Annotated in this window: 15 protein-coding genes and 2 pseudogenes; 6 read left to right on the top strand and 11 right to left on the bottom strand. The window is 65.9% G+C overall.

Annotated features, from left to right (window positions below; all coding sequences use genetic code 11):
* Positions 1-153 precede the first annotated feature (153 nt).
* From WA317_RS21175 to WA317_RS21165, 3 genes are all read right to left on the bottom strand, one after another.
* Entirely contained in the window at positions 154-1377 is a 1224-nt protein-coding gene (locus WA317_RS21175; protein ID WP_425174894.1) for a glycosyltransferase, read from the bottom strand.
* A gap of 35 nt (positions 1378-1412) precedes the next feature.
* Complete coding sequence (locus WA317_RS21170) at positions 1413-2393, bottom strand: glycosyltransferase (RefSeq protein WP_425174893.1); 981 nt, start codon at positions 2391-2393, stop codon at positions 1413-1415.
* 69 nt (positions 2394-2462) lie between these two features.
* Positions 2463-3962 carry an FAD-dependent oxidoreductase gene (locus tag WA317_RS21165; RefSeq protein WP_425174892.1) on the bottom strand — a complete coding sequence of 500 codons (1500 nt, stop codon included), beginning with the start codon at positions 3960-3962 and terminating at the stop codon, positions 2463-2465.
* 257 nt (positions 3963-4219) lie between these two features.
* On the opposite strand from WA317_RS21165, the gene WA317_RS21160 reads away from it, so the two are divergent.
* On the top strand, positions 4220-4465 hold the full coding sequence (locus WA317_RS21160) for a CsbD family protein (RefSeq protein WP_425174891.1): 246 nt from the start codon (positions 4220-4222) through the stop codon (positions 4463-4465).
* A 69-nt stretch (positions 4466-4534) separates the two neighbouring features.
* On the opposite strand, the gene WA317_RS21155 is transcribed toward WA317_RS21160, so the two are convergent.
* A complete protein-coding gene (locus tag WA317_RS21155) occupies positions 4535-5470 on the bottom strand; it encodes a lysophospholipid acyltransferase family protein (RefSeq protein WP_425174890.1) in 936 nt (311 codons plus the stop codon).
* A 121-nt stretch (positions 5471-5591) separates the two neighbouring features.
* Positions 5592-6068: an MPT63 family protein gene (locus tag WA317_RS21150; RefSeq protein ID WP_425174889.1), complete on the bottom strand. Its 477-nt coding sequence runs from the start codon at positions 6066-6068 to the stop codon at positions 5592-5594.
* 343 nt (positions 6069-6411) lie between these two features.
* Here WA317_RS21150 and WA317_RS21145 point away from each other — a divergent pair, with 343 nt between their 5' ends.
* From WA317_RS21145 to WA317_RS21135, 3 genes and pseudogenes are all read left to right on the top strand, one after another.
* On the top strand, positions 6412-6750 hold the full coding sequence (locus tag WA317_RS21145) for a DUF3140 domain-containing protein (protein ID WP_425174888.1): 339 nt from the start codon (positions 6412-6414) through the stop codon (positions 6748-6750).
* Positions 6751-6807: 57 nt separating this feature from the next.
* The gene (locus WA317_RS21140; protein WP_425174887.1) at positions 6808-6984 is read left to right on the top strand and encodes a hypothetical protein; all 177 of its coding nucleotides are present in this window, start codon (positions 6808-6810) and stop codon (positions 6982-6984) included.
* 119 nt (positions 6985-7103) lie between these two features.
* A pseudogene (locus tag WA317_RS21135) lies at positions 7104-7903 on the top strand (SDR family oxidoreductase).
* A gap of 13 nt (positions 7904-7916) precedes the next feature.
* On the opposite strand, the gene phoU reads toward WA317_RS21135, so the two are convergent.
* Positions 7917-8576: a phosphate signaling complex protein PhoU gene (phoU, locus tag WA317_RS21130; RefSeq protein WP_425174886.1), complete on the bottom strand. Its 660-nt coding sequence runs from the start codon at positions 8574-8576 to the stop codon at positions 7917-7919.
* 111 nt (positions 8577-8687) lie between these two features.
* On the opposite strand from phoU, the pseudogene WA317_RS21125 reads away from it, so the two are divergent.
* A pseudogene (locus tag WA317_RS21125) lies at positions 8688-9278 on the top strand (MFS transporter); the annotation flags it as partial.
* A gap of 4 nt (positions 9279-9282) precedes the next feature.
* On the opposite strand, the gene WA317_RS21120 reads toward WA317_RS21125, so the two are convergent.
* Positions 9283-9696: a ChaB family protein gene (locus tag WA317_RS21120; protein WP_425174885.1), complete on the bottom strand. Its 414-nt coding sequence runs from the start codon at positions 9694-9696 to the stop codon at positions 9283-9285.
* A 47-nt stretch (positions 9697-9743) separates the two neighbouring features.
* On the bottom strand, positions 9744-10280 hold the full coding sequence (locus WA317_RS21115) for a DUF1360 domain-containing protein (RefSeq protein WP_425174884.1): 537 nt from the start codon (positions 10278-10280) through the stop codon (positions 9744-9746).
* Between the two features lie 153 nt (positions 10281-10433).
* Here WA317_RS21115 and WA317_RS21110 point away from each other — a divergent pair, with 153 nt between their 5' ends.
* Positions 10434-11117, top strand: a complete 684-nt coding sequence (locus WA317_RS21110; protein WP_425174883.1) for an HAD family hydrolase — start codon at positions 10434-10436, stop codon at positions 11115-11117.
* A gap of 116 nt (positions 11118-11233) precedes the next feature.
* Here the strand turns inward: WA317_RS21110 and WA317_RS21105 are convergent, their stop codons facing one another.
* The 3 genes from WA317_RS21105 to tsf all read right to left on the bottom strand — a co-directional run bounded on the left by WA317_RS21105 (position 11234) and on the right by tsf (position 14320).
* Positions 11234-11911: a class I SAM-dependent methyltransferase gene (locus tag WA317_RS21105; protein WP_425174882.1), complete on the bottom strand. Its 678-nt coding sequence runs from the start codon at positions 11909-11911 to the stop codon at positions 11234-11236.
* A gap of 142 nt (positions 11912-12053) precedes the next feature.
* Complete coding sequence (locus WA317_RS21100) at positions 12054-13472, bottom strand: amidase (RefSeq protein ID WP_425174881.1); 1419 nt, start codon at positions 13470-13472, stop codon at positions 12054-12056.
* A gap of 20 nt (positions 13473-13492) precedes the next feature.
* Positions 13493-14320 (bottom strand): translation elongation factor Ts, encoded by an 828-nt coding sequence (gene tsf, locus WA317_RS21095; protein ID WP_425174880.1) that lies wholly within the window; start codon positions 14318-14320, stop codon positions 13493-13495.
* Positions 14321-14469: the final 149 nt, after the last annotated feature.

The raw sequence follows: 14469 nt of genomic DNA, 5'->3' as shown, positions 1-14469 counted from the left end.
GGGCGCATCTGCGCGCCGCGGCCGAGGCGGTGGCACGGCTGCCGGCTGCACTGCGCAACCGCCGCGTGTTGCCTCCGGAGTGGGAGCGCCAAGTCCGCCTGCTCGAGGCGTCCTCCAATTGAGCTGTCAGACAACACTTCTCGCAAAGCGGTGTCAACCGGATTGGCGACCCCTGACCGATACGGCGGCGGGCCTACCGGCCGGAACGAGACGCTGATACACCTTCAAAGTGTCCGCGGCGATCCGGTCCCACGAATAGCGCGACTCCGCCCGGCGTCGCCCGGCCGCGCCCCACTCGGCGAGCCTCGCCGGATCGGCCAGCATCCAGTTGAGCCCGGCCGCGCAGGCCGAAGGATCCTTCGGCGACACCAGCAAACCGGTCATGCCGTCGACGACTGTGTCGAGCATGCCGCCGACCGCCGTGGCCAGCACCGGCACCCCGCACGCCATCGCCTCCACCGGAACGATGCCGAACGGCTCATACCACGGCGTGCAGGCCACCACGTCGGCGCCGCGCAGCACCGCGGGCATCGCCGCACGTGACACCGATCCGCACAACCGCACCCGGTCGGCAACACCCAATTCACCGGCCAGCGCCGAAAGACGGCGAGCCTCCGCGTCGTTGGCCAGTGCACTGACATCCGGCCCTCCGACGATCACCAGTTCGACGTCCGGAACGGCCGGCATCGCCTGGATCATGATGTCGAATCCCTTGCGCGGCACCAATCTGCCCACCGACACGACGCGACGCAGGCCATAGTGTCTGACGACGGGCTCGGGGCAGAAGCGGGACAGGTCGACGCCGCACGGGATCACCGAGATCCGCGAGCGCGGCCGTCCCAGCCGCGCCAGCTCGAAGACCTCGTCGGTGCACGTCGCCGCCACCCAGTCGGCGTTGCGCGCTATCGACTGCTCCAACTTCAGCCGGGTCGGCGGACTGGTGTCTTGCACACCCTGATGACGACGCTTCACGACGCCCAGAGCGTGAAAGGTCTGCACGGTGGGCACGTCGCGTTGCCGGGCCGCGCGGGTGGTGGCGATGCCGGACATCCAGAAATGGGCGTGGGCGACGTCCGGCGGCTCGTCCCGCCAGTGGTCGGCCAGGAACTGGCCGAAGGCCGGCATGTGCGCCAGCAACTCGTCTTTGGGCAGCGCCTCGGGCGGTCCGGCCGGCACGTTCACCACGGTGTAACCGTCTGGAGTCGGTACGCGTTCGGGCAGGTCGGAACTGTCCCGTCGGGTGTACACCACCACCTCGTGCCCGCGGCGGGCCAGCGCGGCCGACAACTCGGCCACATGCACGTTCTGGCCGCCGGCGTCGACGCCGCCCAGCACCGCCAACGGGCTGGCATGTTCGGAGACCATGGCGATCCTCATGGGGCCGCCCTTGCCTGCCGGCTGCATGCCAGCACTCATGCGCACACCTCCTCGATCAGCTGGTCCCACTCCTGCAGGAACCGGTCGAGGCCGAAGTATTTGAGCGCGATCTGACGCGCCGACTTACCGGCGGCGCGCGCGGCTTCCGGGTCGGCGATGTAGCGCCGCAGTGCGTCACCGAGGATGCCCACGTCGGCGCTGACGACGCCGGCCTCACTGGGTACCGTCAGGGGAGCCATCGTCGAGGCGACCGCCACCACCGGCATGCCGAGGTGCATCGCCTCCAGCAGTGAGATTCCCAGCGACGTCCAGCGGGCGGTGTGCAGATAGACCCGACGACGCGCCACTTCTCCGAACAGCGCCGGCGGTGCAACGTCGCCGCGCCCGTGCACGCGCATATCGTCGGTGCCGGCACCGACCCGATTGAGGTCGCGCGTACCCATTCCCCACACATCGATCGGAACCGAAGCCGACAGCCGCCTCAGCAAATCGGTGCCCACGACCCGGTTGCGCCGAACCGGTTCGTTGACCATCGCCGCGGCGGCGGGCAGTTCGCCGGTGTAGCGGTCCCCGGGATCTTTGATGCCGTGGGTGATGACAGCGGTCCGCGCCACACCGTTGTCCCACATCAGGCAGTTGAAGTCGGTGACATGGACGAGGGTGATGTCGCTGCGGTTCGCGATGGGGTGACGACTTTCGGTCGGCGACGGCCGCGGCGCGTTGTGCTCGACGTAGACGGCCGGGAAATCGACACCGGGGCGCCGGCCAGACCACGCCGCCAGCAACTCGAGCTCTTCGGGCCGTTGCAGCACAGCGACATCGATCGGCTCTTCGGCGAGTCGTTCGGCCTCCACTTCGCGTGCGCGGGGCCAGCGACGCCCGCACAGTCCGCGACCGTCGGAATTTTTGGCGGTGTTGACCGGCAGCAGGTAGTGGTGCCGGCCCTGTACGAAGGCTTCCGTCCACGAGCCATGTACGTGCCAGAGCAAAACGTTACGCGCGGCTGGCGTCGGCATGCGAGAAGTACTTCCCGGCCACTTTGACGGTCAAACATTCGCCGACCGGGCCGGACGCCGCGCGCGGGTTCAGGACCGCGTCAATCCCTGGGTGGCCGGCCCTTCCAGCAGGGTGCCGTCGGGCGCGAATCGTGATCCGTGCAACGGGCATTCCCAGGCTTTGCTGGCGTCGTTCCAGTTGACTATGCCGCCCAAATGTGGGCAGACCGGTGAAACCTGATGTTGCACACCATCAATCGTGCACCGAGCCTGCAGATGCCACGGCGGACCGGTGACCACACCACCGTTGTCCGGCGCGGATCTGCCCGTGCGTGCCAGCGGCGTCACCCATCCCTTGGTCAAATGAAATCCGACTTCGAGATTGGCCTGCACCGCGGTGGTGATGCCGGTCAACTCGTGCGGGCTCCAAGCCGCGAACGCCCTTGCCCAATCCATCCGCCCACGCAGAAGCCGACTGCTGAGCAGAAGCGCAGCGGCGGCGCCACCGGTCATGCCCCACTTGTTGAATCCCGTTGCGACGAAGATCTTTTCGTTGCCGGGCAGAATCGGGCCGACATAGGGTAACCGGTCGATCGGCGTATAGTCCTGCGCTGACCAGAAATGCGTCTGGATGGCACCCGGAAAGTGCTCCTGGGTCCAGGAGGACAACTTGTCGAGCTCGTCAGTGGGACTTTTCCGGCCCACGGTGTGACCGGCACCGCCGACGATGAGCCGCTCGCCGTCCTTGGTCGGGGCGTAGCGCACCGACCTCGTCGGTGAGCCCGCCGAAATGAACATCGGGCGGGTGATGTCACCGGGAACTTCGAAAGCGAAGGCGTAGGACCGGCTGGGCTTGAGCCTGGCGAAGAACCCGCCACGGTCCAGAATCGGAATGCCGGTGGCCAGCACGACTTGTCCGGCGTCGACTTGAACGTCTTGAACGTTTTCATCGCCGGTGTGCACGCGCAACCGCAACCGGTCGCCGTGCTGCGACAGCGACCGTACCCGGGCGCTTTCGGACAGCCGGCCACCGCGGTCGCTGAGCTCTTTGATCAGCATGTCCAGCAAAGGCATCGGATCGAACTGCGCCTGATCGTCCAATCGGACACCGCCGTGATACGGAAAGGGCACGCCGGCGGCGTCGTCCCACTCGGCGTTGAGACCGGCGAGGCGGGCGGCCGTCAATTCGGCGCGCGCGGACGGTACCTCTTTCGCCGACTGCGCATAGGTGTAATCGGCCTCGCGCTGCACTGGGATGTCGTTGTGCTCGCAGTACCGCAGCAGCCAGTCTTGGCCCTCGCGGCTGCCCTTGACGTAATCGCGGGCCAGATCAGCGCCGTGACGGGCCACGATCTTGGTCAACGACGTGCCCTGCAGCAGGCTGATCTTTCCGGTGGTGTTGCCGGTCGTGACAGCACCGGCGGTGCGGGCTTCCAGGACGAGCACATTCTTGCCGGCGCGGGACAGCAGCACCGCGGTGATGAGACCGGTGATGCCGGCGCCGACGACGACCACATCGGCCGACGACCCCCCGTCGAGCTGGTGTGTCTGCTGAGTCGGTCCGGTCCGGTCGCGCCACAGCGATGTCATCGCCATCGCATACCCGGCCGCGGATCGGCGCCAAACGCGGCAGAAACCCTCCGGCGCGCGTGTGCCAGATCACAGCGAACTGGATTGGGCGCGCTCACCACGGGGAAACCCACAAGTCAGTGCAGCCTGACCGGCTTGCTATGTTTGAGCCTGCCGCGAGGCGGGAATGCGGCGAGACGCGGCGGGGGTGACCCCGCTGGAGGCCGATCGAAACGGTCGGTCTGACCAACCGAACTCAGAGCAAATGAGGAGGGTTCATGTCGGACGACAAGGACAAGAGCGGACCGGCCGAAGGCGTGCGCGGCGTTGTCGAGGACGTTAAAGGCAAGGCCAAAGAGGCCGTCGGGAACGTGACCGGCCAAGACGATCTCGCCCGCGAGGGGTCGGCCCAGCAGGACAAGGCCGAGGCGCAGCGTGACGCGGCGAAGAAGGAAGCGGAAGCCGAATCGGCCCGCGGTGGTGCGAAGTCCGCGGAGAAGAAGGAACAGTCGCACCAAGACTAGAACCTGCCAGAAATCGATGAGCCCGGTCCGAGAACGGACCGGGCTCATCGGCCTCTGTGGCCCGCGCTTTCAGCCGAACAGCGGGAGCGCGCGCTTGCGGGCGAGCGCGTCCATTCCGTGCTGGATGCTGTCCTGCACCTCGCGATACTTCTGGTCGACGTATTCGTCGTCGTCGGCGCGTCCCGGATCTTGGTCCAGCTCGACCGCGGGCATGAAGCGGGTGCGTATCTTCGCCGGCAGCGGCAGCTGTGGAAGCGCCGCCGGGGCGATTCCCCACGGCAGCGAGACTGCCAGGGGAAACACTTTGAGCCGCAAAATCTTGTCCAGCCGCAACGCCTGCGAGAGCCGGTCACCGCGGATCAGCACCGGCATGGCGTCGGCGCCGCCGACCGTCGCGATGGGCACGATAGGGACCCCGGCGCTAATGGCCATCTTCACAAAACCTTTCCGACCGGCCAGATTGGCCTGGTCACGCTCCCGCCACGGCCGCAGCGAGTCGACTTCGCCGCCCGGCCACAACGCGACATCGTGCCCCTCGGCCAGCGCGGTCGCGATGGCATCCGGAGCGGCCGGCAGCACGCCCATCGAGCGGAAGTAGCGGCCGATGCCGGGGATCGCCATCAGCGCGTCGTGCGCCGTTCCGTTCAGCGGGCGTTCCTGGCCGAATCGTCGCCACCATTGCAGGCCGACGGTCCACGCGTCCCAGACGAACGGCGCGCCCGAATGGATTCCCACCAACAGCACCGGTGACTCCGGAATGTTCTCCCAGCCGTCGATCTCCATCCGGAACCAGTAATCGACCAGCACATTCCAGAAGAACTTCTGCCGCTGCATTGTGGCTTCGTCCTGCCCGGCCAGCTCCCAGTCACCGGCGCGCTTCGCCACCCAGCCGCTGAATCCCCCGCCCTGGCGCTCGCGCCGCTCGTCCATCGCAACCCGGGCCTGCTCGGCATTGCGCTGCGCTTGCTTTCGAACTTCGGCGGGCCGGTGATCTGTCTCACTCATGCCTGAGGTGTACCCAACTCTCCGCCCGCAAAGCACTGCGAAAACGAAACCTCCCCGCGCCGACGACGCGGGGAGGTCCACTGGTTCGACCGCTGAACCGCGGTCACGGGCCTGAACCGTGCTACGAAGCCGTCCAGATCAGGACGTCCTCCGCTCCGTCGTTGTAGACGACGCTGTTGGGAGGTGTGCCGGTGACGTTGAAGTAGATCTTGCCGACTGATTGCGCACCTTGGACGATCGGTGCCGGGCTAAGGCCGTCCGGCGTAGCTTCTTCGATCACCCGGTAGTTTGTACCGTCGGCCGAACGCGCATTGAAGTCCAAGACGAGTGGTGTGACGGTGCCGCTGTTCGCCGTCGCAGTGACATCGGCTTGCCAAATCTGTCCGGGCGGGCCCAAGTGAAAGACATCAGTGTTGCTCGGCTGCAAGTTGCTCACCGTGTAGGCGGTGACCAACGGACCGTCAACGAGTTGTTCGGTGGTGCCCAACCCCTGAACGGTCGGATTCACCGCGGCTGCAGTTGCTGCTGTGAAAATTGTGACAGATGCGATTCCGGCTGCGCCGATCGCAGTTTTCATCGCGACCTTGGTAAAAGTCACGTTAACCCCTTCCATCGAGTGTTCGAGACATTGTCGCGGCGCCACCCATAGTTAGAGCACCGCCAGACACATATTGCGCAATAACCAAAGCATGGCACGTTTAAACGCTTTTCGAATACCGATGCGCCGAATTCGGTCGTAGCTACGCAGTCAGCCGCGTATTCAAGGCGAGCAGCTGGTTCGCAATCACCTATTTTTGCCGTTGCCTATTTGCCCTCCGGCCATCTGCGGCGCCTGGAAATCACCAGTTGCGGTGGCAAACGTATTCGCAGACACGAAGTGCCGGTGATTAACCGGTGTGCCGACAGGGTAGCCGTTGGCAGTCCGATGCGGAGGTGACAACGTGGCCCGGCACGTCGACATCGATCCAGCGTTGTGGGAAGAGTTCCACCGTGTGGTGAATATGTCCTCGCGAGAACTGGCGGATTGGCTGCGGACCCGCTCGGCCCACGAAGAGGCCGAGGAACTGCCCGATCAGGCCGGCACGGTGACCGGTCAACGAGTGCTGCACATCTTGGGTAAGCGGCGCGTCGACCTGACGGAGGACGACGAGAAGACCATGCGACGGGTCGTCGACCGCGTTCACGCCCAACGCCGAGACGATCTCGAACCGACTGCCGGTCAGGAGAATTGGCGGCACCGATTGATGACCATCGGTCACGACCCACTGAAACCTTCGTAAGCCCAGCGGTGAGGAGAAGCACCGTGAGGCACGCGAAAAGAGAAAGGAAGTTCGCTGATGGAACGTGGCAGTGCGAAGCACAGCCCGCGAGAAGACGAGGCGCTCAAGGACGAGTTGCGCGGAACCTTGCAGGGCAACCGCTCCAGCCGCGCTGAGGAGTGGCGAGACCCCGAGCCGCCGGCCGACGACGATCCCGACGTTCCGAGCGCCGGCCCCCCGCCGCAACGGCCCTGACGCACACCGGCGAACAGCGCCGTTTATCAATCACCGATCCATACACGCGTGCGTGCCAAGCAGAACAGTGCTCAGTGGGCCTTGAGGAGACCGTGAGAAGACCCAGAGAGGATTACGCCATGGGCCTCAACGAGCAGCAACAGAGCGCGCCGGGCGTTCAAAGTCAGATGGATCCGGTTCCGGATTGCGGCGAAACCAGTTACCCCGGTACAGGGAGGCTGACCGGAAAGCACGCGATCGTCACCGGCGGCGACAGCGGGATCGGCCGAGCCGTGTCCATCGCCTATGCGCGCGAGGGCGCGGACGTACTGATCGCCTACCTCAACGAGGACGACGATGCGCGAGAAGTCGCGCACTACGTCGAAGACGCCGGCCGCAGATGCGTTGCCGTTCGGTGGTCGACCGGGCCGCCGGGGAATTCGGTTCCATCGACGTGCTCGTCAACAACGCCGGCTATCAGATGATGCACGAAAGCCTCGACGAAATCAGCGACGACGAGTGGGATTACACCTTCCGGCTCAACGTCGGTACTCTACCTCACCAAGGCGGCGTTGCCGCACATGCCGCCCGGCTCGTCGATCATCGGCAGCTCATCGGTCAACTCCGACACACCAAATCCCACCTGGCGCCTTACGCGGCGACGAAGGCGGCCATCGCCAATTTCTCCGCGAGCCTTGCTCAACTACTGGGCGCCAGAGGAATTCGAGTGAATAGCGTGGCACCCGGGCCGATATGGACGCCGCTGATTCCGTCGACGATGCCCGCGGACAAGGTGGCGTCGTTCGGCGACACCGTGCCGCTCGGTCGCGCCGGCCAGCCGGTCGAACTGGCTCCCATCTACGTCCTACTGGCTTCCGACGACGCCAGCTACATATCCGGTGCCCGCGTCGCCGTCACCGGAGGGCGCCCGGTTCTTTAGAACAACTTTCGGGCTACAGCGGTATCGACGGATGCTGGTGATCCCCGGTGGCCTGGAAAATGACTCGCCGGGCGATCTGTACCGCGTGGTCGGCGAACCGCTCGTAGAACCGGCCCAGCAGAGCAAGGTCGACGGCGGCGGCCACGCCGTGTTCCCAGCCGGGATCGACGAGCACACTCAGCGTCTGGCGGCGCAGGTCGTCCATTGCATCGTCGTCGCGGCGGATCTGTGCCGCCTTGGACGGGTTGCGCGACGACAACACGTCGTACGCGCCGGTGCCCAAAGCAACCGCCACGGCGCCCATCTCGGCGAAATATCCTTCGACCTCTGCGGGCACCGCGTGGTTGGGAAAGCGGCGGCGCGCGATCTTGGCGATGTGCGCCGCCAACCCGCCCATCCGTTCTATGTCCGCCGCGATCTGCAGCGCGCTGACCACTGCCCGCAGATCGGCCGCCACCGGCGCCTGTAACGCCAGCAGGCGCAACGCAATTTCCTCCGCGTGCGCACTCATCGCCGCGATGTCTTCTTGCCCGAGGATGACGCTTTCAGCGCGCTCGAGATCAGCCTGCAGCAGCCCGTCGGTGGCACGCCGGATCGCGCGAGTGGCCATGCCACACATCTCGCCCAGCTGAGCTGTCAGCGCCTCGAGTTGCTGTTGGTAGGCGGTCCGCATAGTCGACGGTCAGTCCTCACACGTCGTAGTGCACCCCGCGTAAGAGTCCGGTTTACCCCGTGATTCGCCTTCCTACACTCCCCGAGATTCTTCAGGCAGGTGCGCGATCAAATCATCAACGGCGTGACTTTCAACCTGGGCACGCTGTTGAGCGGGTTCTACGGCGTCTCCTCCGCTCATGTGCCGCTGTTCATCATCCTCTGGGCGCTGGGAAACTTCGCCGGCCCGCTCATGCTCGGGGGTCTGTTCGACTCGATCGGTCGCAAACCGATGATCGCCCTGTGTTATATCGGTTCAGCTGTCGTGATCGTGGGCCTCGCGGTGCTTTTCGTCAGCCACACCGGCGGTGCCGGGACACTCATCGCGGTGCTCGCGGTGTCATTTTTCCTAGCCTCTGCGGGCGCTAGCGCAGCGTATCTGACTGTCAGTGAGATCTTCCCGATGGAGACTAGAGCGTTGGCGATAGCGTTCTTCTACGCCGTCGGTACGGCGATCGGCGGCATCAGCGCACCGGTGTTGTTCGGGCAGCTGATCGATTCCGGAGAGCGCACTCAGGTGATGTGGTCGTTCCTCATCGGAGCCGCCATGATGGCGGTGGGAGGATTGATTGAGCTGTGGCTCGGCATCCCCGCCGAACGACGCCCGTTGGAGGAGTTGGCCTTGCCGTTGACAGTCGCCGACGTTGAGCGCGGGGATGGTTAAGCGTTTATTTACCCCGAACCCGACGGTTGTGCTTCTTGATGGCGTCGACCAACTCCGACTTGCTCATCGTGGAGCGTCCGCGCACATCGAGCCGGCGCGCGATATCCAGCAGATGTTTCTTGCTGGCGTTGGCGTCCACACCTTCGGCGGACGGGCCGCTGTTCCGCGGGCCGCCGCCCTCAGCGCGCTTGTCGGAGGGACCGCGTTTTTTCTTCGGCTCCCAATGGTCGCCCACCTTTTCGTAACTGTGCTTGACCGCCGAGTACGCCACCCGATGGGCACGCTCCTCGCTGTCATACTGATCGGCCGCGGCGTCATGAGCCTTGGCGAAGGTCCGCTGCGCTTTGTCGTTGGACCGCTGCAAGGTACTGGGCAGTTCATCCTTCTTCGGCTTGCCGCCCTTGGTTGTCTTGGGCATGACCTCTCCTGTTCTTCCCGATCGTCCGGGCTAAGTCGTCGTTCGAGTCACCCTTCGGCCGCCTTTTGCGCCCATGCGTAAGCAAGCTGAAGGAAGTCGGCGCCGGTGAGAGCGGTAAAGCTACCCGCCACCAGTCGGGTGAACCGCGGGGCGAAGATCAGTCCAATGACGAACGCGGTGGCCACCCACACGTCCAGACAGAACGGGCAGGTCAGCAACTCCCCCAGGCTGTGCCGCAGCTGGCTTTGCTGTCGGGTTTCTTCCTGCACCTCGGCGGGACCGCCGGTGCCGGCGTAATGGGTGAACGGTGCCCGCAGCGGGCTGGTCACCGCATCTTTGGTCAGCGTGCGGGACAGCTTGTGCGTGCCAGCAGTGACGGTGAGCAGGTCGATGACACGCCACCGGTCAGGCAGCTTGCGGCCGGTTACGGCGGCGAGCACCGCCGTCACCGCCACCAGTGAGCTGTAGATGATCAGGATCGCCACATAGCCGCTCAGCGGGCGGGGATTGTCGCCGCTGTAGGCGTCAGCTTCCTGCCCGTCCCGGTCGGTCACGGCCGCGCCGGCTTCCGCTGCTTCAGCCACTACCACTCCTTCGTCGGCGTCCGGTCTCGTTGGCGGTTACCCGAAGTGGGTGCTGCGCAATCCGCGCCGGACGTCGCGGGAAGTGCGGAAGCTGCGTTTCCCGCCGAGCGACGGGGGTACAGACACCGGACACAAACGAAAGGACGGGTTGCCGTGGCCGATTCTGCCGCCGACGCGCCTGCTGTGCTGTTCGACCTTGACGGGACCCTGGTCGACACCGTTTTCCATCACGCGGTGGCTTGGCATCGAGCGCTCCTCGACGTCGGCCAAGAGGTGCCAGGTTGGCGCATACAAGGGCTTGTCGGCCGCTCCGGCGACGAACTCGTCAAGACTCTGATCGGCGAGGACTTGGCCGAGAAGCACGGCGACGAGGCGAAGGAACGGCACAGCCGCTACTTCGCGGAGTTTGAATCAACCCTGCGCGCAACGCCGGGCGTTCGCGGTCTGCTCGAAAAACTGACCGACGAAGGCTGGCGCAATGTGCTGGCCTCGTCGGCGGGCGAGAAGACCCTTTCCTTGCTGCGCAGGGTGCTCGACGTCGACGACCTGCTGTCCGAGGTGACCTCCAGCGCAGACGCCGAGCAGTCCAAGCCGGATCCGGACATCGTCAATACCGCACTCGAGCGGGTCGGCCGCGACGAGGAGCGGGCCATTTTCGTCGGTGACGCGGTGTGGGACATGGAAGCCGGTAAGCGAGCCGGGGTGCCGACGGTGGCGGTGCTCACTGGTGGAGTCGCTCGTGAGGCGCTGGAACAGGCCGGGGCGGCAGCGGTCTACGACGACCCACAGGACATCTTGGATCACTTCGAGGAATTCATCGAACTATTGCGGTCTTAAGCGGCGGCAGGCAAGTGACGTAGTCGTCTTCTTCAACCGTAACCGGTAGCCCTTTAACCGAACTCCGGCCGACCTGAAGGTCGGCCGGTTCGGCGGTGTTTGTCACGGTTCGATGGTCAGCCCAGGTGGGCGGAAAGCAGCCACGCCGGCATGGACTTGCGGCCGTCGCCCTCGTCACGCAGGTCCACGGGAAAGGGAAAGTCACCCTCTGGGATGTTCGCGTAGATGCGGGCGGTCCGGATCTCGTCGACGACCCAGTGCTTGGCGACGGCTTGGCGCAGTTCGTCTTCGGTCACCGCGTTGGCCGGTCCCTCCGGCATGCCCGCGCGGTCGAAAACCAGCACGAAGTAGCGCGCGCCGGGCGCCGCGGCGCGAACGATCGACTGCTGGTAGCCGTCGCGCAGATCGACCGGCATGGAGTGAAACAGGGTGCTGTCCACGATGGTGTCGAATCGGCCGTCATAGCCGGTGAACGAGGAGATGTCGGCGACCTCGAAGGAGGCGTTGACCAGGCCCTGCTCAGCGGCTTTGGCCTTGGCCAGCTTGATTGCGGTGGGAGACGCGTCGAGTCCGACGGTGCGATGCCCCAAGCCGGCCAGGTGCAAGGACAGCGCGGCTTCACCGCAGCCGGCGTCGAGCACCTCGCCGGTGATCTTGCCCTGGTCGATCAACGCCGCGATCTCCGGCTGAGGTTCGCCGAGACTCCACGGTGGCCGGGCGCCCGCACCGAACTCCGCTGCTTCACCGCGGTAAGCCGGGTCGAAGTCGAAATCGAATTCCTGTACATCAGTCATGTGTCAGGTATATCAACCTGCCTGATATGTGTCAAGCAAATTGATATGGGTGCTTGCCGGCGCTTGAGTTGTTGCGCCTCGCAGTGCGTTCGAACGCGCGGACAGACATAACAGCGCCGAGGTTGCCTACCGACGGGCGGTATCAGGCCTGCGCGGCCGAGGCGATGTGCGCCCAGGGCCGGGCCTCTTCGAGCTCGTAAGCCAGCTCGAGCAGCCGTGCTTCGCGGCCGATATCGGCGGACAGCATCATGCCGACCGGCAGGCCGGCCGCTGACTGCGCCAGCGGCAACGAGATCGCAGGTTCCCCGGTGACGTTCTGCAGCGGGGTGAAGGCCGCCCAGCCGATCAGCCGGTCCATGATCTGCTGGTAGTCCGCCATCGGATCGAGGTGGCCGATCAGCGGCGTCTCCTCGGCGAGCGTCGGTGTCAGCACCGCGTCATAGGTGCGGAAGAACCGGGCGGTGCGCCGCCGGGTTGCCCGCAGCCGCAGAATTACCCCCGGCATCCGGTGCAGGTGGCGAATGGCCCGGCTATCCAAGCCCAATGTCAGGTTGTCCAGCAGCGAGCGGTCGAAGGAAGCGCCGAACGCCCGACGGCCTGTCCGCACCTGCGCCATCGCCAGCAGCGCCCAGTACAGCACGAAGTCGCTGGCGAAGCCCACCGGAACCGGTGGGCTGTCGATGCGCTCGACGTGGTGGCCGAGTTCGGTGAGCAGCCCGGCGCTCTCCAGCGTCAAGTCCCGCACTTCCGGACTGCACTCCCGCTCCACCGAACGGGTCAGCACCGCAATCTTCAGCCGTTGCCTGCCCGGGCCGGTGACGTCACCGATGGGCCGTAGCCGCCGATCCTGCCAACGGCGCTCGGCTTCCCGGTAAAACGCCGCCGTGTCGCGTACCGATCGGGACAGCACACCGTTGGCGACGATGCCGACCGGCATCCGGCGCAATTCGGCGTCGAGCGGTAACCGCCCGCGCGACGGCTTCAGCCCGACCAGCCCGTTGCAGGCGGCCGGGATCCGGATCGAGCCGCCACCATCGTTGGCGTGCGCGATCGGCACCGTTCCGGCGGCGATGAAGGCGCCCGAACCCGACGACGAAGCACCGGCCGTGTGCGCGGTGTTCCACGGATTGCGCACCGGCCCCAACCGCGGATGCTCGGCCGACGCACTGAACCCGAACTCCGACATTTGCGACTTGCCCAGCGGGATCAGCCCGGTACCCAGGTAGAGCCGGGCGAAATCGCCGTCGGCCGGGGCCGGGCGCGGTTGCCACGCGTCGGCGCCGCGCATCGTCGGCAGTCCCGCGACGTCGACGTTGTCCTTGACGAAAGTGGGCACGCCGCAGAAGAAGCCCTCCCGGGGCGGTGCGTTCGCTTCGGCACGGGCCCGGTCGAACGCCCGGTACGCCAGACCGTTGAGGGCAGGGTTGACGGCTTCGGTGCGGGCGATCGCCGCATCGACGACCTCAGCCGCCGACACCCGACCGGCCCGGACGGCCTCGGCGACCGCGACCGCGTCCAAGTCGCCGAGGGCGTCATCACCGAAGGCGTGCACATGTCGCATGTCGCGCTGGCCGGGATGCGTCAGGCCTGGCCTACCTCGAACCGGGCGAAGCGCGTCAACGTCACGCCCGCGTCGTCGAGCAGCGACTTGACGGTCTTCTTGCCGTCGGACACCGACGGCTGTTCCAGCAGCACGACGTCCTTGAAGAAACCACCCAGCCGGCCCTCGACGATCTTGGGCAACGCCTGTTCAGGCTTGCCCTCGTTACGGGAGGTTTCCTCGGCGATGCGGCGTTCGTTGGCCACCACGTCTTCGGGGACGTCGTCGCGGCTCAGGTAACGCGCTTTGAGCGCGGCGATCTGCAGCGCGACGGCATGTGCGGCATCGGCTCCGGATCCAGAAGCGCCGCCGGTGTACTCGACGAGCACACCCACCGCCGGGGGCAGGTCGGCGGCCCGCTTGTGCAGGTAGGTTTCAACGGTGCCGTCGAAGAATGCGACCCGGCGCAGCTCGAGCTTCTCGCCGATTTTCGCCGACAACTCAGCAATCGCCTGCTCGACGGTGGTGTCGCCTACTGAGGCGGCTTTCAGCGCGTCGACGTCGGTTGCCTTGGCCGCCGCTGCAGCGGATACGACTTTGTCGGCCAGTGCCTGGAATTCGGCGTTCTTGGCGACGAAGTCGGTCTCGGAGTTCAATTCGATCAGCGCACCGTCTTTGGCTGCCACCAGCCCTTCGGCGGTGGCCCGCTCGGCGCGCTTGCCGACGTCCTTGGCGCCCTTGATGCGCAGCACCTCGACGGCTTTGTCGTAGTCGCCGTCACTGTCGGCCAGCGCGTTCTTGCAGTCGAGCATGCCGGCCCCGGTCACCTCGCGCAGCCGCTTGACGTCGGCAGCGGTGAATTTCGCCATATCAGCCTTCCGTGGTCTCTTCGGTTTGCACGTTGCCCTCGGCCGGCCCGGCTCCTGCGGCGGGGGCGGTGGCGGTCGCTGTTGCCGTTGCTGAGGCCAGCAGTTCCTGCTCCCATTCGGCCAGCGGCTCGGCGGCGTCGGCCTCGGGC

This window comes from Mycobacterium sp., from assembly GCF_049802695.1.
Taxonomy (GTDB): domain Bacteria; phylum Actinomycetota; class Actinomycetes; order Mycobacteriales; family Mycobacteriaceae; genus Mycobacterium.
This window is presented reverse-complemented; position numbering and strand designations above follow the sequence as displayed.

Bases quoted from the DNA above. Each gene is read 5' to 3' on its own strand.
- WA317_RS21175 (WP_425174894.1), bottom strand. From the start codon at position 1,377: ATGAGGATCGCCATGGTCTCCGAACATGCCAGCCCGTTGGCGGTGCTG.
- WA317_RS21170 (WP_425174893.1), bottom strand. From the start codon at position 2,393: ATGCCGACGCCAGCCGCGCGTAACGTTTTGCTCTGGCACGTACATGGC.
- WA317_RS21165 (WP_425174892.1), bottom strand. From the start codon at position 3,962: ATGACATCGCTGTGGCGCGACCGGACCGGACCGACTCAGCAGACACAC.
- WA317_RS21160 (WP_425174891.1), top strand. From the start codon at position 4,220: ATGTCGGACGACAAGGACAAGAGCGGACCGGCCGAAGGCGTGCGCGGC.
- WA317_RS21155 (WP_425174890.1), bottom strand. From the start codon at position 5,470: ATGAGTGAGACAGATCACCGGCCCGCCGAAGTTCGAAAGCAAGCGCAG.
- WA317_RS21140 (WP_425174887.1), top strand. From the start codon at position 6,808: ATGGAACGTGGCAGTGCGAAGCACAGCCCGCGAGAAGACGAGGCGCTC.
- phoU (WP_425174886.1), bottom strand. From the start codon at position 8,576: ATGCGGACCGCCTACCAACAGCAACTCGAGGCGCTGACAGCTCAGCTG.
- WA317_RS21120 (WP_425174885.1), bottom strand. From the start codon at position 9,696: ATGCCCAAGACAACCAAGGGCGGCAAGCCGAAGAAGGATGAACTGCCC.
- WA317_RS21105 (WP_425174882.1), bottom strand. From the start codon at position 11,911: ATGACTGATGTACAGGAATTCGATTTCGACTTCGACCCGGCTTACCGC.
- WA317_RS21100 (WP_425174881.1), bottom strand. From the start codon at position 13,472: ATGCGACATGTGCACGCCTTCGGTGATGACGCCCTCGGCGACTTGGAC.
- tsf (WP_425174880.1), bottom strand. From the start codon at position 14,320: ATGGCGAAATTCACCGCTGCCGACGTCAAGCGGCTGCGCGAGGTGACC.